This window comes from Afifella sp. YEN Y35 (genome assembly GCF_047553465.1).
Taxonomy (GTDB): Bacteria; Pseudomonadota; Alphaproteobacteria; order Rhizobiales; family Afifellaceae; genus Afifella; species Afifella aestuarii.
The window spans coordinates 2,407,746-2,429,162 of sequence record NZ_CP180203.1 but is presented as its reverse complement, the minus strand read 5'-3'; the positions used below and the strand labels follow the sequence as shown (position 1 = coordinate 2,429,162).

22 protein-coding genes and 1 riboswitch are annotated in these 21,417 nt (G+C 64.6%); of the genes, 12 read left to right on the top strand and 10 right to left on the bottom strand.

Annotated features, from left to right (window positions below; translation table 11 throughout):
• The first annotated feature begins 119 nt into the window (after nt 1–119).
• The 3 genes from ACK8CP_RS11560 to moaB all read left to right on the top strand — a co-directional run bounded on the left by ACK8CP_RS11560 (nt 120) and on the right by moaB (nt 3,171).
• A complete protein-coding gene (locus tag ACK8CP_RS11560; protein WP_414831877.1) occupies nt 120–1,034 on the top strand; it encodes a uracil-DNA glycosylase in 915 nt (304 codons plus the stop codon).
• Nucleotides 1,035–1,131: 97 nt separating this feature from the next.
• Nucleotides 1,132–2,499 (top strand): MFS transporter, encoded by a 1,368-nt coding sequence (locus ACK8CP_RS11555; RefSeq protein WP_370642391.1) that lies wholly within the window; start codon nt 1,132–1,134, stop codon nt 2,497–2,499.
• Nucleotides 2,500–2,628: 129 nt separating this feature from the next.
• Nucleotides 2,629–3,171: a molybdenum cofactor biosynthesis protein B gene (gene moaB / locus ACK8CP_RS11550; RefSeq protein WP_234629450.1), complete on the top strand. Its 543-nt coding sequence runs from the start codon at nt 2,629–2,631 to the stop codon at nt 3,169–3,171.
• 6 nt (nt 3,172–3,177) lie between these two features.
• On the opposite strand, the gene ACK8CP_RS11545 is transcribed toward moaB, so the two are convergent.
• On the bottom strand, nt 3,178–3,669 hold the full coding sequence (locus ACK8CP_RS11545) for a glycosyl transferase family 2 (RefSeq protein ID WP_414831876.1): 492 nt from the start codon (nt 3,667–3,669) through the stop codon (nt 3,178–3,180).
• 152 nt (nt 3,670–3,821) lie between these two features.
• Between ACK8CP_RS11545 and ACK8CP_RS11540 the strand changes: the two genes are divergently transcribed.
• Nucleotides 3,822–5,081 (top strand): PA0069 family radical SAM protein, encoded by a 1,260-nt coding sequence (locus ACK8CP_RS11540; protein ID WP_414831875.1) that lies wholly within the window; start codon nt 3,822–3,824, stop codon nt 5,079–5,081.
• Nucleotides 5,082–5,191: 110 nt separating this feature from the next.
• Complete coding sequence (locus ACK8CP_RS11535; protein WP_414831874.1) at nt 5,192–5,884, top strand: ribonuclease HII; 693 nt, start codon at nt 5,192–5,194, stop codon at nt 5,882–5,884.
• A gap of 167 nt (nt 5,885–6,051) precedes the next feature.
• Here ACK8CP_RS11535 and ACK8CP_RS11530 read toward each other — a convergent pair whose 3' ends face one another.
• The 8 genes from ACK8CP_RS11530 to ACK8CP_RS11495 all read right to left on the bottom strand — a co-directional run bounded on the left by ACK8CP_RS11530 (nt 6,052) and on the right by ACK8CP_RS11495 (nt 13,686).
• On the bottom strand, nt 6,052–6,537 hold the full coding sequence (locus ACK8CP_RS11530; protein ID WP_128292428.1) for an ATP F0F1 synthase subunit B: 486 nt from the start codon (nt 6,535–6,537) through the stop codon (nt 6,052–6,054).
• A 2-nt stretch (nt 6,538–6,539) separates the two neighbouring features.
• Complete coding sequence (locus tag ACK8CP_RS11525; protein WP_234629447.1) at nt 6,540–7,112, bottom strand: F0F1 ATP synthase subunit B; 573 nt, start codon at nt 7,110–7,112, stop codon at nt 6,540–6,542.
• A 70-nt stretch (nt 7,113–7,182) separates the two neighbouring features.
• Nucleotides 7,183–7,410 carry a F0F1 ATP synthase subunit C gene (locus ACK8CP_RS11520; RefSeq protein ID WP_092810041.1) on the bottom strand — a complete coding sequence of 76 codons (228 nt, stop codon included), beginning with the start codon at nt 7,408–7,410 and terminating at the stop codon, nt 7,183–7,185.
• Nucleotides 7,411–7,458: 48 nt separating this feature from the next.
• Complete coding sequence (locus ACK8CP_RS11515; RefSeq protein WP_234629446.1) at nt 7,459–8,238, bottom strand: F0F1 ATP synthase subunit A; 780 nt, start codon at nt 8,236–8,238, stop codon at nt 7,459–7,461.
• Between the two features lie 40 nt (nt 8,239–8,278).
• Nucleotides 8,279–8,683 carry an AtpZ/AtpI family protein gene (locus tag ACK8CP_RS11510; RefSeq protein WP_414831873.1) on the bottom strand — a complete coding sequence of 135 codons (405 nt, stop codon included), beginning with the start codon at nt 8,681–8,683 and terminating at the stop codon, nt 8,279–8,281.
• Between the two features lie 193 nt (nt 8,684–8,876).
• Nucleotides 8,877–12,353, bottom strand: a complete 3,477-nt coding sequence (smc, locus tag ACK8CP_RS11505; RefSeq protein WP_414831872.1) for a chromosome segregation protein SMC — start codon at nt 12,351–12,353, stop codon at nt 8,877–8,879.
• Between the two features lie 69 nt (nt 12,354–12,422).
• Nucleotides 12,423–13,064, bottom strand: a complete 642-nt coding sequence (locus ACK8CP_RS11500) for a DsbA family protein (protein WP_234629444.1) — start codon at nt 13,062–13,064, stop codon at nt 12,423–12,425.
• A 154-nt stretch (nt 13,065–13,218) separates the two neighbouring features.
• A complete protein-coding gene (locus ACK8CP_RS11495; protein ID WP_414831871.1) occupies nt 13,219–13,686 on the bottom strand; it encodes a DUF721 domain-containing protein in 468 nt (155 codons plus the stop codon).
• A gap of 135 nt (nt 13,687–13,821) precedes the next feature.
• On the opposite strand from ACK8CP_RS11495, the gene mutY reads away from it, so the two are divergent.
• On the top strand, nt 13,822–14,925 hold the full coding sequence (gene mutY / locus ACK8CP_RS11490) for an A/G-specific adenine glycosylase (protein ID WP_414831870.1): 1,104 nt from the start codon (nt 13,822–13,824) through the stop codon (nt 14,923–14,925).
• Nucleotides 14,926–15,030: 105 nt separating this feature from the next.
• Nucleotides 15,031–15,672: an HAD family hydrolase gene (locus tag ACK8CP_RS11485; RefSeq protein WP_414831869.1), complete on the top strand. Its 642-nt coding sequence runs from the start codon at nt 15,031–15,033 to the stop codon at nt 15,670–15,672.
• Between the two features lie 6 nt (nt 15,673–15,678).
• Here ACK8CP_RS11485 and ACK8CP_RS11480 read toward each other — a convergent pair whose 3' ends face one another.
• The gene (locus ACK8CP_RS11480) at nt 15,679–16,818 is read right to left on the bottom strand and encodes a site-specific DNA-methyltransferase (protein ID WP_128292435.1); all 1,140 of its coding nucleotides are present in this window, start codon (nt 16,816–16,818) and stop codon (nt 15,679–15,681) included.
• 153 nt (nt 16,819–16,971) lie between these two features.
• On the opposite strand from ACK8CP_RS11480, the gene ACK8CP_RS11475 reads away from it, so the two are divergent.
• The 5 genes from ACK8CP_RS11475 (at nt 16,972) to gcvPA (ending at nt 21,397) form a co-directional block, all read left to right on the top strand.
• Nucleotides 16,972–17,562: a hypothetical protein gene (locus tag ACK8CP_RS11475; protein ID WP_414831868.1), complete on the top strand. Its 591-nt coding sequence runs from the start codon at nt 16,972–16,974 to the stop codon at nt 17,560–17,562.
• Between the two features lie 131 nt (nt 17,563–17,693).
• A riboswitch (glycine riboswitch) is annotated at nt 17,694–17,797 on the top strand.
• A gap of 176 nt (nt 17,798–17,973) precedes the next feature.
• Nucleotides 17,974–19,140: a glycine cleavage system aminomethyltransferase GcvT gene (gcvT, locus tag ACK8CP_RS11470; protein ID WP_414831867.1), complete on the top strand. Its 1,167-nt coding sequence runs from the start codon at nt 17,974–17,976 to the stop codon at nt 19,138–19,140.
• Entirely contained in the window at nt 19,137–19,508 is a 372-nt protein-coding gene (gene gcvH / locus ACK8CP_RS11465; RefSeq protein WP_128292438.1) for a glycine cleavage system protein GcvH, read from the top strand. The genes gcvT and gcvH overlap by 4 nt, the downstream gene beginning before the upstream one ends.
• On the top strand, nt 19,505–19,966 hold the full coding sequence (locus ACK8CP_RS11460; protein ID WP_092809223.1) for an OsmC family protein: 462 nt from the start codon (nt 19,505–19,507) through the stop codon (nt 19,964–19,966). Before gcvH ends, ACK8CP_RS11460 begins: the two co-directional genes overlap by 4 nt.
• Before the next feature lie 90 nt (nt 19,967–20,056).
• A complete protein-coding gene (gcvPA, locus tag ACK8CP_RS11455) occupies nt 20,057–21,397 on the top strand; it encodes an aminomethyl-transferring glycine dehydrogenase subunit GcvPA (protein ID WP_414831866.1) in 1,341 nt (446 codons plus the stop codon).
• Nucleotides 21,398–21,417: the final 20 nt, after the last annotated feature.

The window sequence follows — 21,417 nt, the reverse complement described above, 5'->3', positions numbered from 1 at the left end:
CTTCGTCTCGTCTGTCTATGCCGCAAGCGGGCCTTCTGCGGGCTTTGAGCGTGGCGGGTTGACGCGTTGCGGGCAAGCCTCCTCTTCCGCCCCGGCGCGCATGATGGCAGAAAGGTCTGGTGAGCCCGCTTTCGCCAGATATCTCTCTCGCCCCCCTCAAGGAGCTGTTGCGCTTCTATCTTGAGAACGGCGTCGATTGTGCCGTGGAGGAGGTGGGCGTCGACCGTTTCGAAGAAACCCGCGAAAGGATGGCCGCCCGCGAGATGGCGGCCCGCCAGGCGCCCTCGCAGCAACAGGGCAGACCCGCCAGCGCGCAATACCGCGACGACGGGGCGCGTGCGCCTGCCGAGAGGCAGCGCCGGAGCGAAGCGCGCCCGCAGCCGCCAGTAGCGCCGCCGCCGGTCGCCCCGGCGGCCCTTCCGTCGGAAGAGGCGGTGATGGCCGCGCGTGAAGCCGCCCGCAGCGCGGCCTCGCTGGAGGAACTGCGCGAAATTCTGGCGGGCTTCGACGGGTGCAATCTGAAGCGCACGGCAACGCAGCTGGTATTCGCCGACGGGAACCCCGAAGGTCGGGTGATGCTGGTCGGCGAAGCGCCCGGCCGCGACGAGGATCTGCAGGGTCTGCCGTTTGTCGGGCGTTCAGGACGCCTCCTCGACCGCATGCTCGCCGCAATCGGGCTCGATCGCAGCGGCGTCTATATCGCCAACACGATTCCGTGGCGGCCGCCCGGGAACCGCGATCCCTCGCCGATGGAGCGGGCGATCTGCCGGCCTTTTATCCAGCAGCAGATCCGTCTCGCCGATCCCGATTTTTTGATCCTCCTCGGCAATGCCGCCGCCAAGGAAATGCTCGACACCACGATGGGCATCACGCGGCTGCGCGGTCGTTGGATCGATTTCGACACGGGGGCCCGCCAGGTCCGTGCCATGGCGACGTTTCACCCGGCCTATCTCTTGCGCAATCCGCTGCAGAAAAAGCTCGTCTGGCGCGATCTGTTGACTCTGAAAGCCGCCCTCGAAGATCCTAAAGACTGAACGGCTGACAAAGCTGTCGCAAAGCGTGAACGCGTGAGGGCTTGACCGTCGCCGATGCGCAGGGGTACCGGCGGCTCGCGGCAATTCGGCGTCCATCATGGCCAGGCAACTTCTTCCTATCGCTGCGCTCTTGTTGAGCGTGGCCTTCTTGCTGACTGCGAACGGTTTGCACTCCATCCTGCTGCCGATCCGCGGCGGCTTGGAGCATTTTTCGACGTTCTCGCTGGGCCTCGTCGGCACGGGCTGGGCGATCGGCTTCGTCGCCAGCTGTTTCATGGCGCCGCGTATCGTCCATCAGGTCGGCCATATTCGCGCTTTTGCCGCCTCTGCCGCGGCCGCGGCCGTCATCATCCTGTTGAATGCGATGATCGTGACGCCGCTGTCGTGGATCCTTCTGCGCGTCTTTTCCGGTTTCGTGCTCGCGGCCTGCTTCATGATCATCGAAAGCTGGCTGAACGAGCGCGCCACCAACGAAAACCGCGGCACGATTTTCGGTGTCTACATGACGATCACATATGTTGCGATCGTCGTCGGGCAGATGCTCGTGGCCGTCGGTGATCCCGCCCGTGAAACCTCTTTTATGGTCGGGGCGATTTTCTTCTGTCTGGCGCTCCTGCCTTTGTCGCTGTCGCGTGCGGCAGCTCCCCAGCCTCTGGCTGGCGTCACGCTCGATCTGAAGCGGCTTTTTCAGAATTCGCCGGTCGGCTTCGTGGCGACGCTCCTCGTCGGCGTGGCAAACGGCGCTTTCGGCACGCTCGGGCCGTTGTTCGGTTTTCAGATCGGCCTTGGTACGGCGCACATCGCCACCTTGATGAGCATCGCCATCATTGCCGGCGCGCTGATCCAGATGCCGGCGGGACGGCTCTCCGACCGCATCGACCGGCGTTACATGATCGGCGGCGCAGCGCTTCTTTCCGGTTTGGTCGGAACGGGGCTGGCGGTCTTCGCGCCGCATAATCCAATCGTGCTCAGCGTCGCTTTCGCGCTTTATGGCGGCACATCCTACGCGCTTTATTCGCTTGCCGTCGCCCATGCGAACGATTTTGCGAGCGACCTTTCCTTCGTGCAGGTGTCCTCGGGCCTCCTGCTTCTTTACGGCATCGGCACGATGGCCGGGCCGCTCGTCGCCTCCGGCACGATGGAAAGCTTCGGCCCGCAAGGGCTCTTCGTCACCACGGCGGTGGCCCATTTCGCCATGGCGATCTTTTCGGTCTACCGCACGACCCGCCGCGCCCCGCCGCCGCAACATGAGCGCGAGACGTTCTCCGCCGTGCCGAGCCCGCGCATGCTGACGCCGCAGACGGCCGTCCTGCAGCCCGATCCAGAAGAGCTGCCGCCGGCGCCCGAACCCGAGGAGGCGTCCGAAGCGGACGTGGCGCAGGGAGATGGCTCCGACGACGCGTCCGGGGCGACGACGAGCGAGGCGAGCGGCGACAAAACGAAAGAGACGGACGCGACCTCCTGACGAGGCCGCGCCTGCCGCCCGGGGTGTGAGGCGCGTGCCCGAAGGATCTCAAAGCTCCGCCCCTCTCTTGACGGGGGAAGCGTTGCGTCCTCTCTGGACTCACTCTGTGTTTCGAGCCCGGGAGATGGAATGACGCAAAGCGGCGACGAGCGGGCCTTCATTCCCGTCAAGATCGCGGTGCTGACTGTGTCGGATACGCGCGCGCTTGCCGATGATCGTTCCGGTGACACGCTCGAAGAGCGTATTCGCGACGCCGGCCATGTTCTCGCCGGGCGCGACATCGTTCGCGACGATGTTGAGGACATCCGCAAGCTTGTTCAGGGCTGGATCGCCGATGATGCGATCGATGTGATCATCACCACGGGCGGCACCGGCTTTACGGGCCGCGACGTCACGCCGGAGGCGCTCGAGCCCCTGTTTGAAAAGCGCATGGACGGCTTTTCAGCGGTCTTCCACCGCATTTCCTATGACAAGATCGGCGTCTCGACGATCCAGTCGCGCGCCACCGCAGGCGTGGCGAATGCGACCTACATCTTCGTTCTTCCGGGCTCGCCGGGGGCGTGCCGGGATGCCTGGGACGGCATCTTGAAGAGCCAGCTCGATTACCGCCACAGGCCGTGCAATTTCGTCGAGATCATGCCGCGGCTCGACGAGCATCTGAAGCGCGGCTGAGGCCTCTCAGGCCGGCGGCGCCATCCGCGCGGAAAGGCGTTTGGTGGACTGTCCGCGGGCAAGAGCTTTGAGGTCGTCCGCGCCGGCCGCCGCCATATCGGCCTTGCGCATGAGCACGCCGCGGCGAAGCGGTTCCTCCCGCTCCAGAAAACCGAAGAGCGTCTTGCGCTTGCCGGCGAGGGTGAAGCTCGCGGCCCCGCGGCCTGGCTCTTCCATCCACTCGCGAACCGCCGTCATCCAGCCGTCGAGCGGGCGGGCGCCGCCTTCCATCAGGAGAAGCCACTCGCCGCGCGCGGAAGCGATGGTCTCTGTGAGAGCTTCGCGGCCTATGAGTTCCGCGCCGGCAGCATCCGCCACCGCTTCGATCTCTTCATCGTTGGGCGCGCCGACGACATAGGCGTCGCGCACCAGACCCTCGACCGCCGCCGGAACGAGGGCGGTGAGGCTGCGCGCCAGATGCTGCGCATCTTCAGGCACGGAAAGAAGCACGGTGATCATGCTGGTTTGCTAGCGAAATCCGGCTCTTAACCCAACAGAAAGGTAACTGTTTCGTTAAGGCGGATGGTCCAATCCCCGGCTTCCTCGCTTTGCCTAGGAATAAAGTCACTTTTGTTCTTGTAATGTTCCTATGTTCGCGCTATATTCTCATTATGCCTGAGCCGAGCGCCACCTTCGCCCCGCCCACACCCCACACCCCAAGGGGCGGTTCCGCAGCAGCCGCAAAGCGGACTGCCGCATCCTCTGCGTCGTCACGGTTTCGCGCAGAGCGCGATGCGGCCTGGGTGGCGCTCGGCCAGGCAAACTCCGCCTCCGAAGATGGGGGGACCGAACAGATCTCCACCGCGCTGCGTCCGCTCGTGCGGCGCGGCCGCGGGGCCGTCTCCAACGAGACGGGCCGTTACGAAAAACAGACGCGGCAGATCGTCGACGATGGCTGGGAGAGCCTCGACGAGCTGCCCCGTCTGCGCACGGAGGTGACGATCGAGCGGCCGCGCAAGATCATCACCCGCAATGCCTCACCCGACATTTCCTTCGACCGGTCCATCAATCCCTATCGCGGCTGCGAGCACGGCTGCGCCTATTGTTTCGCCCGGCCGACGCACGCGTATATGGGCCTGTCGCCGGGGCTCGACTTCGAGACGCGGCTCTTCGCCAAACCGGATGCGGCGAAGCTTCTGGAGAAAGAACTCGCCGCGCCGGGCTACGAGGTGCGTCCGATTGCGATCGGCACCAACACCGACCCTTACCAGCCGGTCGAGCGCCAGTACCGGATCATGCGCGATGTGCTCGAAGTGCTTTCGGCCGCCAATCATCCGGTCGGCATCGTCACCAAATCGGCGCTCGTTCTGCGCGATCTCGATATCCTCGCGCCGATGGCGGAGAAGGGGCTCGTCAAAGTCGGCCTCTCCGTGACGAGCCTTGACCATAAGCTGTCGCGCTTGATGGAGCCGCGGGCTTCGACGCCGGCGAAACGGCTTGAAGCGATTTCAGGCCTGAGCGAAGCCGGCATTCCTGTCTCGATCATGACGGCGCCGATCGTGCCGGCCATCAACGACAATGAGATCGAGCGCCTTCTCGAAGCGGGCGCGGCGGCAGGCGCCACCTCTGCCGGCTATGTGTTGTTGCGGCTGCCGCTCGAAGTGGCGCCGATCTTCAAGGAATGGCTTCAGGAGAATTTCCCGGACCGGGCCGAACATGTTCTGTCGCTGATGCGCTCCATGCGGGGCGGCAAGGATTATGATTCGGCCTGGCATGAGCGCCAGCGGGGCAGGGGGCCTTACGCCTGGCAGATCGGTCGCCGCTTCGAGCTGGCGGCAAAGCGCCTGCGTTTGAACGAACGGCGCTACGATATGCGCACGGATCTGTTCTCTCCGCCGGTGCCGGTCGGCGGCCAGCTGAAGCTCTTCTAGACGTCACCGGCGCCAAGGGCCCAAGAAGCCTGTGTCCGAAGGTGGAAAGCGCGGCTTCGTGGGCGAGCGCCCGGCTTGCATCGGGAGTAGCCGCGGCCTATCGGCGGTCCATGTCGGCGACAAAGACGATTCGTAAACCGAAAGCTCCGAAGCAGGGCGCTGCAAAATCAGCCAAGGCCTCCGGGGCTGCCGGCCCGCATCTCCAGGCCGAGACGCGGCTGCTGCTTGCTGGCTACCGTCGCATCGCGGGCGTCGATGAGGTGGGCCGGGGCCCGCTCGCCGGCCCGGTCGTGGCCGCCGCCGTGATTCTCGATCAGGAAAACATCCCGGTCGGCATCGATGATTCCAAGGCGCTCACCGCATTGCGCCGCCAGGAACTCTATGAAGAGATCCTCGGCTGTGCCGATGTCGCCGTCGCCTATTGCTCGACGGCCACCGTCGACCGCATCAACATCCGCAATGCGGCGCTCCTCGCCATGGCGCGCGCTCTTAAAAGTCTGCCGGAAGCGGCCGACGCAGTTCTCGTCGACGGACGGGACAAGGTGCCGAACATCGATCTGCCGTGCGAGGCGCTGATCGGCGGAGACGCCTCCTCGCTGTCGATCGCCGCCGCGTCGATCGTGGCGAAAGTCTCCCGCGACCGGATGATGGCACATTGCGACGGGGTGTTTGCTGGCTACGAGCTCGGCTCCCATAAGGGGTACGCGACGCCGGCCCACAGAGCCGCCCTGACGCGGCTCGGGCCGTGCCGCCTCCACCGCACGAGCTTTGCGCCCATCGCGGCGCTCCTCGCCGGCAAATAGGCCCGGCAATCAGGTAGAGAGCAGAGCCGCGAAGAGGGCGGGCCCACCCGCGCTCAGCCACGCGCTGCCCGGCGAGGTCCCGCCGGACGTCTGTCGAATAAACTGTCTGCCGAAAAAGAAAAAGGCGGGCCAAGGCCCGCCTTTTGTCGTCTCTTTGTCGAATCCGCTCAGTGCCGCTTCAAGCCCTCGATGGAGCTGTTGATCAGCCGCTGACCGACCGCGCCCTCGTTCTGTTCAGCGAGGATCTTTGCGGAGGCTGCGACGGCCACATCGACCGCCCGTGCCTTCACGTCGCTGACCGCCTGGGCCTCGGCCTGAGCGATGCGCTGTTCCACACCGCGCGTGCGGCGCTCGATATATTCCTCGAGCCGCTGTTTGGCTTCGGCGGCGTGGGCGGCCGCTTCGTTTTCGGCAAGCGCCACGATCCCGGCCGCCTCTTCCTCGGCCTCCTGGCGGCGGCGCTGATATTCGGCCAGAAGCGCCTGCGCCTCTTCCCGCAGGCGCCGAGCCTCGTCGAGCTCGTGCTGGATCTTCTCCGAGCGCTTGTCGAGCGCGGCCGTCATCATCTTCGGCACGCCGAGATAGATCATGATGCCGAGGAAGGTGAGAAGGCCGATGAAGACCCACAGCGAAGCTAGGCTGGTTGCATCCATCGTTATCTCCGCTCGTTCATGGCGGCGGAGACGGCTGACCCGACCTCCGCATCTGCCGGAGCTTCTCCGGACAGGGTCTCAACGAGCGCCTCGGTCGTCTCCTTGGCGATCGCGTCGACTTCGGCGAGAGCCTTGTCGCGCACCTCGCCGATGCGTGCTTCGGCGGCCTGCAGCTTCTCTTCGAGCTCCGCCTCGGCCTTCGCCCGTTCGTCCTCGACCTCGGCTTTCGCCTTGTCTCGGGCGTCCTGGGCGATGCCGTGAGCGCGCTGCCGGGCTTCGGCGAGCGCCTGCTCGTAGGCCGCGATCGCCTCGTCGCTCTCCCGCTTCAGCTTTTCTGCCTCTGCGAGATCGTCGGCGATGCGGTCGTGCCGCTCCTCAAGGATGGTGGCAATGCGTGGCAGCACCATCTTGCTGAGCAGGTAATAGAGCAGGCCAAAGAAGACCGCGAGCCAGATGAGCTGCGAGAGATACGTCGACGGATCGAAAGGCGGAAACGCGCCATGGGCCGAATCCGCGATTTCGGTATGTTCCGCCGCCGTTTCCGCGGCCGTCTGAGCGAGTGCCGTTGTTACCACGTGCTCTTCTCCTCAAGCCGTTCGGCCGCCGGTGGCGTGTGCCTCCGGCGCGCCGTCTTCGCTGTCTGGCTTAGACGGCGAAGATGAGGAGAAGGGCGATCAGGAGCGAAAAGATGCCCAGCGCTTCCGTGACCGCGAAGCCGAAGATGAGGCGGCCGAACTGGCCGTCCGCAGCCGCGGGATTGCGCAATGCGCCTTCGAGGAAGTGGCCGAAGAGCGAACCCAGGCCAACGCCGGCCCCGCCCATGCCGATGCAGGCAATGCCCGCGCCAATCAGCTTTGCAGCATCTGCTTCCATGTTCATGCTCCTTGCGTGTTGGAAGAGGATGGAGAAAAAATCGCGCCGTCAGTGCGAAGGATGCAGCGCGTCGTTGAGGTACATGCAGGTCAGAATTGCGAAGACATAGGCCTGCAGGACAGCCACAAGAATTTCAAGGGCCGTGAGAGCCACCACCATCAGGAAAGGCAGGACCGCACCGGCCCAGCCGATCACGCCGAACGTCGACAGCGAGATGATGAAGCCGGCGAACACCTTGAGGGTGATATGACCGGCCAGCATGTTGGCGAAAAGACGAATGGAGAGGCTGACGGGCCGCGAGATAAACGAAAGGATCTCGATGGCCACGATCATCGGCAGGATGAGCCCAGGCACCTCGTCGGGCACGAAGAGCTTCAGGAAGCCGAAGCCGTGCTTGGAAAAGCCGTAGCCGATCACGATCGCCATGACGAGAAGCGCGAGCGCGCCCGTGATCACGATATGCGCCGTCACGGTGAAGAAATACGGCACCATGCCAATCAGGTTCGCCACCAGGATGAACGAGAACAGCGTGAAGACGAACGGGAAGAAGCGCATGCCTTCCGATCCGGCGGCTTCGCGCAGCATGTTGGCCGTGAACTCGTAGAACATCTCCGTGACGTTCTGCATGCGCCCCGGCACGAGGCCGCGGCCGCGCGTCGACAGCATCATGAAGCCGACGATCAGCATCACCGTAATGGCCATGAACAGCGCCGAATTGGTGAAAGCGAACGTGCTGTGGCCGATCTGGCCGAAATCGACCAGATTGTTGATGTGAAACTGGTGGATCGGATCCACGGTGTCGGAATGCGTCGCCGCTTCGCTCGCCACAGCCTACCCCTTGCTTCCCCGGGCCTTAATCGGCCTCGCCTCAATCGTGACGGGCAGGCCCGCCGTCCTTGTCCTTGTCGAGCCTGTCGTAAGGCCCGGCTATTTTACCCGCGGCGCGCATCACATTGAGCACGCCGGCGGCAAATCCCAGCATCAGAAAGCCGATAAGCCCCCAGGGGGAGGTCCCTGCGACCTCGTCCAATCCCCATCCCAGGGCCGCTCCGACCAGAACACCTGCGATAAACTCGCTGGCGATGCGTAACGCAAGCGCATATCCCGACGAATCGGTGCGCTCAGGCGCTTCAGCGGCCTGCCTGACCCGTCTCCCCTTGTCCAGGGTGCGCGAAAGGTCGGCAAAGCGACGTTCCAGGTCGGTATCGGCAATAGGCCCCTGTCCGCCGTCCGTCTTCTCCCGGCGCTCCTCGCCGGAGCGTTTGTCAGCCATTCACCGGCTCCTTCCTGGAAGCCTTGATGCGGCGCCATCGTGAAGACGGGGCGGGTCCGGGCCCCTGCGAAACCGGGCGCACCATAATTTTGCCGTCAGGCCAAGTCAAGAACATCAAAATTAGGGATATGCCGTTGAAAAGAAAAGAGAAATAGATCCTGAAGGGTTTTCTTGGCCGGGCCCCGCCCACCCTTTACCCGGCTTCGCGAAAACGTTCCGCCGTTTCGAGGTCTACAGAAACGAGTTGTGACACGCCGCGTTCGGCCATGGTGATGCCGAAGAGCCGGTCCATTCGGGCCATGGTGATCGGATTGTGGGTGACGACGAGAAAACGGGTCTCCGTCTTTTGGCGCATATCGCCGAGAAGATCGCAGAAACGCTCCGTATTGGCGTCGTCGAGCGGTGCATCGACCTCGTCGAGGACACAAAGCGGCGAGGGGTTCGTGAGAAAGACGGCGAAGATCAGCGCCATCGTCGTGAGCGCCTGTTCGCCGCCCGAGAGGAGCGTCATGATCTGCGGCTTCTTGCCGGGAGGCCGCGCCATGATCTCTAGCCCGGCGTCGAGGGGATCGTCGGATTCGGTCAGCATGAGCTCCGCCGACCCTCCGCCGAAAAGGGTGTGGAAAAGCTCCTGAAAGTGCCGGTTGACCGTGTCGAAGGCGCCGAGCAGCCGTTCGCGGCCTTCCCGGTTGAGGGAATGCACGGCCTGACGCAGGCGCTTGATGGCGGCCGTGAGATCGTCGCGCTCGGCCGTCAGCGTGGTGAGGCGCTCCTCGACCTCCTTGGCTTCCTCCTCCGCCCGGAGATTGACCCCGCCGAGGCGCTCGCGCTCGCGCAACAGCCGCTCCAGCCGCTGGTCGACGGCGGCGAGTTCCGGCAGCGGGGCACCCGGCTTCAGTTCGGCGGTTTCCCGCAGCCCCTCGGGGCGGGTGCGGAAATGCGCGGTGATTTCCGCGACGAGATCTTCCCGCTTCTGGCGGATGGCGGAGGCCCGCTCGTCCTCACGCGCTTTTGCCTCGCGGGCCTGGGACAGCCCATCGAGGGCGCGCCTGGCGGCATCGGCGAAGCTGCGATGCGCCGTTTCCGCTTCGGCGAGCCGGTCGGCTTCCGCCTTAGAATGGGTGTCCGCCTTGTCGATCTCGAAGGCGAATTCGCGCTGGCGCACGGCATAGGTTTCCGGCTCTTCGGCGAGCTTTTCGATTTCTGCGTCGAGCTCGGCCTGTCGGGCCTGCAATTCTTCAATGCGCCGCGCCGCACGTTCGATCCGCCCCTGCCAGGCGGTGATCTCCCGGCCAAGCGCAGCCAGACGCTCGTCCCGCGCCGCGCTCGCATGGCGCAAGGAATCCGCGGCCGCGCGCGCATCGGAGGCTTCGCGGCGAGCGGCCTCCACGTTTTTGGCGAGCTTTTCCGCCTTTGCTTCGGCCTCGTCGTTCGCCTCTGCCTGGCCAAGCGCGGCGCGTGCTTCTTCAAGCCGTGTCGCCTGCGCCTCGGCATCGCTTTCCACGCGGGCGAGGTTCGTGGCGATCGAAGCGAGCCGCTCCGACTGGCGCGCAAGAACCCGTTCTGCCTCGGACAGAGCGGATGCCTGGCGGTCGCGCTGGCCGCGGGCCTCCTTGAGCGCCTGGCGCGCCTGACGTTCGGCCTCTTCGCCTTGCCGACGCTTTTCGGTCGCCTTCTCAAGCGCCGCCGTCGCTTTCGCGGCGTCTTTTTCTGCCTTCGCAACCTTGCCAGAAAGGGCTTCCAGCCGGTTCTTTTGTTCCAGGCGAACGGCGGCCGCCGTCTTGGCGCCGCCCTTGATCGTCAGGCCGTCCCATCGCCAGAGGGCGCCGCTGCGGCTGACGAGGCGCTGCCCGACGGCAAGCTTCTGAAAGAGTGCGTGGCCATCCTCTTCCTCGACGATGCCGATCTGCGAAAGCCGCGGTGCGAGGCGCGGCTCCCCGGAGACGAACTGCGCCAGGGAAGGGACGTTCGGCGGAAGTTTTGGTGCGCGTGCGATCTTGCCCCGCTCCTGCCACGAGAACGGCGCCTGCGGATCGGCCGATGCGTCGAGATCTTCGCCGAGCGCTGCCGCAAGTGCCGCTTCGTAGCCGGGCTCAACCTTCAGCCCCTCGACGACCGGGACGAAATGGCTGTCCGTCGCGGGCCGCAGGAGCTGGGCTAGCGTCTTCTCTTCGGCCTGCAGGGCGGTGAGGGCGCGCAATCCTTCCGCTCTCTTTTCACGGGCTTTCGCCTCGCCCTCACGGGCGCGCTGGATCTCCTGCTCTTTCTTCTGGGCGGTCTCTTCAGCCGCTTTCAGCGCTTTTTCCGCGGCTTCGAGCGCGGATCTGGCGGCCTCGACGGTGCCTTCGGACCCGGTTTTCTGGGCAAGCTCGGCCTGTTCCGCCTTCAATTTCCGGGCCTCGCCGAGAAGGCGCTCGCGCGCTGCCTCCGCTTCGCGCACCCGCATCTCCTGCTGGCGGCGTTCCGCGGCTTGCGCCGCAAGCTCGGCCCGGGCTTCTGATAGTTCCGCCTCGGCCTTGGCGAGCGCCTCGGCCCGCTCCTTCGCTGTCGACGTCGCTTCGGCGAGCCGCTTGACCGCGCCCTCCTTGTCGCGGGTGAGCGTCTTCGCCTCGGCGGAGAACGTGGCGAGCGCGGAGCGCGCTTCGCGCCCGTGCTCCTCCTCGCGGGCGACGTCCTCGGCCGTTTCCTTGCGCCGGCTCTCGAGCTCGCGCTGCCGGGCTTCCCGTCGCGCCGCTTCGCGTTTCAGTTCTTCGGATTTGAGCCGCAAATGCTGCACGGCTGCCGAGGCTGCGGCAGCTTTCTCACGCAGTTTCGGCAAGGATGAGCTTGATACCGCTTCTTCTCTGGCGGCCTTCGACTGCTCTTCCGCAGCCTTGGCGAGGGCAAGTCCCGCCTGGTTGAGGGCCGTTTCCGCCTTGGCGAGGCGTTCATCGGTTTCGCTCAGCCGGATCAGCGCCTGCTGCGCCTCCATCTTGCGGATGTCGAAGGAGAGGTTGCGGTAGCGGGCGGCCTGCCGCGCCTGCCGCTTCAAGGTTTCGAGCTGGCTCGTGATTTCGCCGAGGACATCTTCCAGGCGCTCGAGATTTTGCTCCGCACCTTTGAGCTTCAGCTCCGCCTCGTGGCGGCGCGAATGCAGCCCCGAAATGCCGGCGGCATCTTCGAGGATCGAGCGCCGGTCTTTGGGTTTGGCGGCGATCAGCTCACCGATCTGGCCCTGGCGCACGAGAGCCGAAGAGCGCGCGCCGGTCGCCGCATCGGCAAACAGGATATGCACGTCGCGGGCGCGCACCTCGCGTCCGTTGACGCGGTAGGTGGAGCCCGCTTCGCGCTCGATGCGGCGGCTGATCTCAAGTTCGGCGCTGGTCGCCGGTATCTGGCCGGGCTTCATGACGTGAGCGGCCGCCGCACCGTCGACGATCGCCTGCAGGCTCACCTCGGCAGCGTTGCGCGCCGGCCGGTTGGTGGAGCCGGCAAAGATCACATCGTCCATGCCCGAGCCGCGCATGGCCTTGAACGAGCTCTCGCCCATGACGAAGCGCAGGGCTTCGACGAGGTTCGACTTGCCGCAGCCGTTCGGGCCGACAACGCCAGAAAGTCCGGGCTCGATGACCACATCCGTGGCGTCGACGAATGATTTGAAGCCGGCGATCCGCAGCCGCGTGATTTTCATCCGCGGCCGCCGTTGATGTCACAAGACCTGGTGAGGCCGGAATCGGATGCAGCCCTCTCGCAGGAGGGCTTAAAGCGCCGCCTCGATCTTGGCCTTGATCTCATCAAATGATCGCGCTCCGACCAGCTTCTCGCCGTTGATGAAGAAAGTCGGGGTACCGTGAACGCCGAATTCCTTCGAAGCCTTGTCTCGTCTGGCGCTTAGTCCATCGAACAATTCCTGTTTTTGCAAGCATGCCTCGAAGCTTTCCTCAGAAAAGCCGGCCTGCTTGGCGAGATCGAGAATGGCTCCGTAATGATCCTCGGCGCGGATCCAGTCGAGCTGATGCTCAAAGAACAGGTCGATGATATCGAAATAGCGATCTTCCGGTGCGCAGCGCGCCGTCATGGCGATGGCGAAGGCCGCGGCATCGATCGGGAATTCGCGGAAGACGAAGCGAACCTTTCCGGTGTCGATATACTGCTCTTTCAGCTTCGGATAGGTCTCGTTGTGGAAGTCCGCACAATGCGAACACGACATGGACGCGTATTCGACGATCGTGACGGGTGCGTCCTCTGAGCCGAGAGCGCGGTCGGGGATCGGTCCGGAGGCCATCAACTGGTCCATCGGCACTTCGGACGGGCCTTCGTCCTGCGCAAAGGCCGGGGCTGCGGCGAAAAGCCCGGCAATGAGGGCGGTGGCGGCGAATTGTCGGCGGGTGAACAACGGCAAAGGGAAACCTCCTGAGGGGGCCGCCATTCTCCCGAAAGGGCATGAAGGCGGCATGAACAATTTAACAGCGCTCAGGCGCGTGTTTAGGGCGGATGAATGTGGCCGCAAAGAGCCGCCTCTGTCTCACGGGGTCACGAGACCGCGAGAATGAGGGTCATGAGCGTGCCAGGATGGCACGTCCGAGCGCCCGCAGAGAATCGCGAAGTGGTCCGTCGACGGTCGCGAGCTTCGTCTCAAGACGTTCGTTGGTCTGCGGGCTCGCGGGCCGCGGTACGGCCTTGGGTTCGCTCGCAAAAGGGCGTTGCACCAGTTTCACCCCGCCGACGGCGCGAAAGCCGAGAAAGGCGTTGAGCCGGTCGCGCACGCCCTCGAGGTCATAAGAAAGCGGCAGCGCCACGCTCGGGTCGGCATGGACGATCAAGGTCGCGGCCCGTTCGCCGTCATTGCGCGGCCAGCGGATCCGTTCAGGCGCCGTCAGCCCCGCATAGCGGCTGCCGACGATCTCGGGCCACCAGCGCAGAATGTCCGCCTTGGCGAGACCGCGCTTGCGCATCAAGGGGTCGAGCGTGCCGCCAATGAGTTCGGCGATCGGTTTTGCTTTCGTCGGAACGGGTCCCGCCAACTTTTGCCTCCTCGACTACGACCTGTCGCGACAGAAAAACTCACCGGCCCACTTGCAATAGCCATTTTCTCAAGCTCCATGGCCGGAATGATCCAGTCTAGACCCGCCGGCTTCCCCTCGGAAGAGGGGCTTTCCTTGGAAAATGGGGAAGACGCGTCCGTGAAGGACGTGCTCGCCCAGGCTTTGCTGGCCTGGTACGAGCGCCATGCGCGCACCTTGCCCTGGCGCATCGGGCCGAAATGGCGCCGTGCCGGGGTCAAGCCGGACCCTTATCGCGTCTGGCTCTCCGAAGTCATGCTGCAGCAAACCACGGTGAAGGCCGTCGGCGAGTACTTTGCCGCCTTCACGGCCCGCTGGCCGGACATGATGGCGTTCGCCGCCGCCCCGGAAGAGGAGGTGATGGCCGCCTGGGCGGGGCTCGGCTATTATTCGCGGGCTCGCAATCTCGTCGCCTGTGCGCGCCGTGTCGCCGAGGATTACGGAGGCATGATGCCGCGCAAGGCGGAGGAACTTGCCAAGTTGCCGGGCATCGGCCCCTATACCTCCGCCTCTATCGCCGCGATCGCCTTCGACGAGCCGGTGCCGGTCGTCGACGGCAATGTCGAGCGTGTCGTGTCCCGGCTTTTCGCCATCGACCGGCCGCTGCCGCAGGCAAAGTCGGAGATCCGAGAGACGCTGCGCCCGCTCGTGCCGCAAGACCGTCCGGGCGAGTTTGCCGAAGCCATGATGGATCTCGGCGCCACGATCTGCTCGCCGAAACGTCCCGCCTGCGCGCTCTGCCCGCTCAATATGATGTGCCGTGCGCATGGCGAGCAGCGCGAGGAGGCCTATCCCGTCAAGGCGCCGAAACGGGCGAAGGCGAAGAAGTTCGCCGGCGCCTTCGTGGCTTTGCGCGATGACGGCAAGATCCTGCTGTCGCGGCGCCCTCCGAAGGGGCTCCTCGGGGGGATGAGCGAAGTGCCGACGGGGCCGTGGCAGGAATCGCCCGTAACGCGGATGCCGACCCCGCCGCTCTCCGCGCCCTGGCGCAAGATCACGCCGCAGGTCTCGCATATCTTCACCCATATCGATTTGAAGGTGACGATCTGGCAGGCCGCTTTGCCCCCCGAGACGCCGGCGCCCGAAGGCTTCTGGTGGCACGGCCTTGAAAACCTGAAGGAAGCCGGCCTGCCGACAGTCATGGCGAAAATCGTCGAGGCGGCGATCCCAGGAGCAACGAAGGCGCGGGCGACAAGGTGAGGGCGTGCGATCGTGCCGGCGCACTTGCCGACCGCGTCTCGCGCATTCGCCGCATCGAACTCCGCGTCATGGATTTGCGATCATGCGCCGGCTATGGGGGAAGCCATGCAACCGATCCGTCACATCGTCTTCGACATCGGCAAGGTGCTTCTGCATTACGATCCGCACCTTGCTTATAAAGATCTCATTCCCGCCGAGGCCGAGCGCCGCGCCTTCCTGGAGGAGGTGTGCTCCAACGCCTGGAACCTGGAACAGGACCGCGGCCGGTCCTGGGCCGATGCGGAAGCGGAAGCGATCGCCCGTCATCCCGACAAGGCGGAGCTGATCCGAGCGTTTCGCCGGCGCTGGTCGATGATGGTGCCTTACGCTTATGAGGACAGCGTCGCCGTGCTTCAGGATACTCTGGCGGCCGGCTACGACGTCACGCTCTTGACGAATTTCGCCCCGGACACGTTCGTGGAGGCCCGAAAGCGGTTCCCGTTTCTGAACGCAACCCGCGGCGTGACGGTGTCGGGCGAGCTCGGCCTGGTGAAACCGGACCTGGCGATCTATCGCCACCACGCGGCGGCCTTCGATCTCGATCCGGCCGCGACCCTCTTCATCGACGACAGCGAGCCGAACGTCGAAGGCGCGCGCCAGGCCGGCTGGCGAGCGCTGCATTTCACCGGCGCCGACAAGCTTCGCGCCGATCTCGCTTCAGAGGGCGTGAAGCTCGATCGCGCGAAGCCGCGGCTTGCAAGGGCCTGAGATCGCTCAGGCAGCCAGAGCGCCGCGAACCGTGTCGCGCAGGCAATCGATGGGCTTCAGCCCCTCTTTGGTGCGCATGTGCCAGAAGACCCAGCCATTGCAGGCTTCGAGGCCCTGAACCGCGGCGCCGACGCGGTGGATCGAGCCTTCATGGCGCCGGCCGTCTTTTTCGTAGATGAGCGAGGCGTCGGCACGCACGAGCGCGCTCAAGCGGCCCTTCGGATCGTAGAGGCGCTCGCCCGGCTTCACGAGACCGGCTTCAAGCAGAGTACCGAAGGGAATGCGCGGCTGGGCGCGTTTGCCCTGGACGACGCTGAGCGCCGGAGCGTCTGAGGGACGCACCGCCTCGATGCGCGCTTCCGCAGCATCGATATAGGATTGTTCGCGCTCGATGCCGATGAAATGGCGGCCGAGCTTTTTGGCGACCGCACCTGTCGTGCCCGTTCCGAAGAAGGGATCGAGAACCGTCTCGCCCGGCTTCGTCGTCGACAGGAGAACGCGATAGAGAAGCGATTCCGGCTTCTGCGTCGGATGCACCTTGCGCCCGGTCTCGTCCTTGAGCCGCTCCTCGCCGGTGCAGATCGGCAAGGTCCAGTCGGAGCGCATCTGCAGGTCGTCGTTGAAGGCTTTGAGCGCGTCGTAATTGAAGGTGTAGCGCTTGGCCTTCGGCGAGGGCGCCGCCCAGATCAGCGTTTCATGCGCATTGGCGAAGCGGCGGCCGCGGAAATTCGGCATCGGGTTGGTCTTGCGCCAGACGATGTCGTTCAGGATCCAGAAGCCCAGATCCTGCAGGATCGTGCCGAGGCGGAAGATGTTGTGATAGGAGCCGATCACCCACAGCCCGCCATCGGGTTTCAGAACGCGGCGCGCCGACAAAAGCCAGGCACGCGTGAACGCATCATAGGCGGCGAAATCGGAAAACTGGTCCCAGGCATCGTCGACCGCATCGACCCGCGATTGGTCCGGGCGATGCAGGTCGCCCTGGAGCTGCAGGTTGTAAGGCGGATCGGCGAAGATGAGATCGACGCTTTTGGCCGGCAATTTTTCCATCATCGGGATGCAATCGCCCTTCAAAATCACGTCCTGCGGCAGGCTCGGCAGAACGCTTGCGAAGCCGGCACCCGGCCGCTTGGAAGCAGTACGCATCGACAAAACTCTCCCCTTCCGGTCGTTAACTACGCTCGCAGAACAGGGTGAATGACGGGTTGACAAACAGGGTTAACGTTTCCTGAAGCCTTAATTTCTGACGCGGGGACTGCTATAGAGCCGGCCGCTCTTGAGCCAATTCATAGGTCTGCCGTGCGTCCCTCCTTTCCGATCCCTGCCGTCTCGCTCCTTGCCGCACTATCCCTGTCGTTCCTGCTTGCCGGCTGTCTCGGCGGGCTGGGCTTCGGCGGCGGAGCCGAGGAAACCGTGCCTGTCGAGCCCGGTACCGCCCAGAAAGGCTCCAACGAGATCGACATCCGCCGCTATCTCGGGCCGAGCTATTGCCCGGATCTGCGCATCAAGGCCGACACGCAGACCCTGCGGCGCTACAAGCGGGGTGCCGAAGAAAGCGACGAAAACCTCGTCTGGCAGGGCAGTCTCGGAGAGACCGCGCGCGAATGCCTTTACGATGCGTCCGGCAATCTGACGCTCAGGATCGGTGTGTCCGGGCGGGTTCTCGCAGGCCCGCAGGGCGGGCAGGCGACGGTCGAGCTGCCGATTCGCATCGTGGTCGTGAAACACGACGAGGCGGTGCTCACCTCCGAGCTGAAGAAGGTCTCCGTCACCATTGGGCCGGAGCTTTCGAGCGTGTTTTCGCACGTTTACGAGGTGACCGTGCCGTCGCCGGGCAACGACCGCGATTACATCATCTATGTCGGCTTCGACGAGGACTCTAAGCGCTGAGCCAAGCGCATTTTGTTGCGCGTGGCGGCAAAAGGGTGCTGACAAACGGGTTCGACGCGCGTTGTGCGTTGACTCCGTCGCAGCGATGCCGATGATAAGCAGGGCAGGTCCAGTCGCGGCCTGCCCTGACGATACGCCGCTCGGGAGAGTTTCATTGCAGGTTTGAAGCCTGTTTTGAAACGCCGAAGGAGCAACCGCCCCGGAAACTCTCAGGCCACGGGACCGTGACGGCGAGCGACACTCTGGAAAGCAGCACCGGCTCTCTATTTGTAGCGAGAGTCGGCGGCTCACCGACGGAGTAACCGGCGGAGGCGTATGGCCTCAGGCCGGGAATCTCTCAGGTCCTGCGACAGAGGGGGCGTGGAAGGGTCGAAGGTCCGACTGCGTTCGAAGTCTGTTGCGGGAGGTCGTGTGGCGACTGATATCAGTGATTTGAAGCGTACCCCTTTGTTCGAGCTCCATCAGGAGCTGGGCGGGCGTATGGTGCCTTTCGCCGGCTATGCCATGCCGGTTCAGTATGATGGCATCATCGGCGAGCACCATTGGACGCGCGACCGCGCGGGGCTCTTCGATGTCTCCCATATGGGCCAGCGAATTCTTTCGGCTCCGGATCACGAGACGGCCGCCAAGGCGCTGGAGCGTCTGGCGCCGGGGGATTTCCAGGGGCTGAAAGCCGGCCGGCAGCGCTACACGTTTCTTCTTCTCGACAACGGCGGCATCGTCGACGATTTCATGGTCGCGCGCCTTGCCGGCGAGGAGGACGAGGGCCGTCTCTTCATGGTCTTCAATGCCGCGCGCAAGGAGATCGACGACGATTATGTGCGCGAGCGTCTGCCGGACGGGGTCACGCTCGAGGCGGTCGAAGATCGCGCGCTCCTGGCCCTTCAGGGGCCTGCCGCCGCGGAGGTCTTGAGTGGCCTCTGCCCCGAGGTGGCGGATCTCACCTTCATGCAGGCCGCGCGTGCTGAAATCCGGCTCGGTGATGGCCATTCCGCAAACGTGCATCTCTCGCGCTCCGGTTATACCGGCGAGGACGGGTTTGAGATTTCTGTCTCCGCGGATGAAGCCGAGGCTTTAGCGAGAGCGCTCCTCGCGCATGAAGAAGTGAAGCCCATCGGTCTTGGCGCGCGCGATTCGCTCCGGCTCGAGGCAGGGCTGCCGCTCTACGGTCATGATATCGACGAAACCACGTCTCCGGTCGAGGCGGGGCTGCGCTTTGCCATCGCCAAGGCGCGCCGCGAGCGTGGCGACTTTCCGGGTGCCGGCCGCATCCTGGCCGAACTTTCCGATGGTCCCTCGCGCCGTCTCGTGGGCCTGAAGCCTTCCGGTCGCGCCCCGGTGCGCGAAGCCGCTCAGATCCTCGGTGCAAGCGATTCCGTCATCGGTGAAGTGACCTCGGGAGGCTTTGGTCCGACCGTCGGGGGCCCTGTCGCGATGGGCTATGTCGACCGCGCCTATGCCGATCCCGGCACCGAATTGCATCTCGCCGGCCGGCGCGGCGCCGAGCCCGCCGAGGTCGCGCCTCTTCCCTTTGTCCCGCACTGCTACCACCGCCCGAAATCAGGAGCCAAACAATGACGACCCGTTACAGCAAGGAGCACGAATGGGTGCGCCTGGATGGCGATACGGCCACAATCGGCATCACTCCCTTTGCCGCCGAGCAATTGGGAGACGTCGTTTTCGTGGAGCTTCCTGAGAAGGGCAAGGCGATCGCCAAGGGCGACGAGGTTGCAGTCGTGGAATCGGTGAAGGCCGCGAGTGAGGTCTATGCGCCGGTTTCCGGCGAGGTGACGGACTCCAATGCCGCATTGGAGGACGCGCCGCAGACGGTCAATGAGGCGCCGGAGGGTGATGGCTGGTTCTTCCGCGTCAAGCTCTCCGACAAAAGCGAACTCGACGGTCTCATGGACGAGGCCGCCTACAAGGCTTTCTGCGAGGAATTATGAGCAGCTACTACGCAACGATCGAATGGAAGGGCGACGCCGAGGCGGTGCGCGCCAACAAGCATAGCCGCGTTCATGAGTGGCATCTCGATGCGGGCCTCGTCGTTCCGGCCTCGCCGGGACCTGCCGTGTTGCCGGCGGCCGTGATCAAGGAAGATGCTGTGGATCCGGAAGAGGGGCTCGTCGCTTCTCTGTCGAGCTGCCACATGCTCTTCTTCATCGATCTGATCCGCAAGCACGGCTTCACGCCGGTCGCCTACGAGGACAAGGCCGAAGGCATCCTGGGCGTTTTCGAGCCGCGCAAGAAGGGTCTGACGAAGATCATCCTGCGTCCGAAGGTGACCTTCGATGGCGACCAGCCGGATCACGCAATGCTCGAAAAAGTGCACGAGCAGGCACACGAGCTCTGCTTCATCGGCAATTCTTTGAAGTCGGAAATCGTTGTCGATTTCCGCGAGTGAGGCGTCCTTGACGCCGCGCTTTCACGCCTCGCCCCGCCCCTTTAGGGGCGGGCTCTCTGGCTCTCCCCGCCACTAAGTTTCGGGTTCCATATGCGCTATCTCCCCCATACCGATCAGGACCGCGCCGATATGCTGCGCGTGATCGGCGTCGAATCCATCGACGAATTGTTTCGCGACGTTCCGGCCGACAAGCTTCTGAAAGAGGCGGTCGATCTGCCGCGACACAAGAGCGAGATGGAAGTCGCCCGGCTGATGCGCCGGCTGGCCGCCAAAAATCGTGCGGCCGGCGACGGACCGTTTTTCCTGGGCGCAGGCGCCTATCACCATCACGTGCCGGCGAGCGTCGATCACATCATCCAGCGCTCCGAATATCTGACCTCCTACACGCCCTATCAGCCGGAGATCAGCCAGGGCACGCTGCAGACCCTGTTCGAATTCCAGACCCAGGTCGCCGAATTGACCGGCACCGAGGTCGCCAACGCCTCCATGTATGACGGCTCCACGGCGACGGCCGAGGCCGTGCTGATGGCCTGCCGCGTGACGAAGCGCTCCAAGGCGGTTCTCTCCGGCGGCTTGCATCCGCAATATCGCGAGGTCGTCGAGACGCTCGCCAATATGGAAGACGACGAATGCATCTCGCTGCCGCCTGACCCGAAGGGTGGAGAGGATCTCCTTGCCGAGATCAGCGAAGACGTTGCCTGCGTCGTCGTCCAGTCGCCGTCTTTCTATGGTCAGCTCATCGACCTGAAGCCACTTGCTGCGCGCTGCCGGGAAAAGGGCGTGCTTCTCGTCGCCGTCTTTACCGAGGTCGTGTCTCTCGGTCTGATCGAGCCGCCGGGCGCGCAGGGCGCCGATATCGTCGTCGGCGAGGGCCAGTCGATCGGCAATGCGCTCTCCTTCGGCGGGCCTTATGTCGGGCTCTTCGCGACGAAGCAGAAATACATCCGCCAGATGCCGGGCCGTCTTTGCGGCGAGACCCGCGACCGGGAAGGCAAGCGGGGCTATGTGCTGACGCTCAACACCCGCGAGCAGCATATCCGCCGCGACAAGGCGACCTCCAACATCTGCACCAATTCCGGCCTTTGTGCGCTCGCCTTCACGGCGCATATGACGCTGCTCGGCGGCGATGGCTTGAAGAAGCTCGCTCTTCGCAACCATGAGCGCGCCTGCCGTCTCGCCGATGCGCTCGGCGCGATTTCGGGCGTCGAGATCGTCAACGACAGCTTCTTCAACGAGTTTACCATCCGCGTGCCGGGCGATGCGGCCGCTCTCGTGGAAAAGCTCGCCGACGCCGGCATCGTCGCGGGCCTGCCCGTGTCGCGGCTCGAACCCGATTGCGGTCTCGACGATCTCATCGTCGTCGCCGCGACCGAGACGGCCACGGACGACGATATCGCTGCCTACGCCTCGGCCATCGAGGCGGCGCTTTGAACCCCATGCGCTGCCCGCTC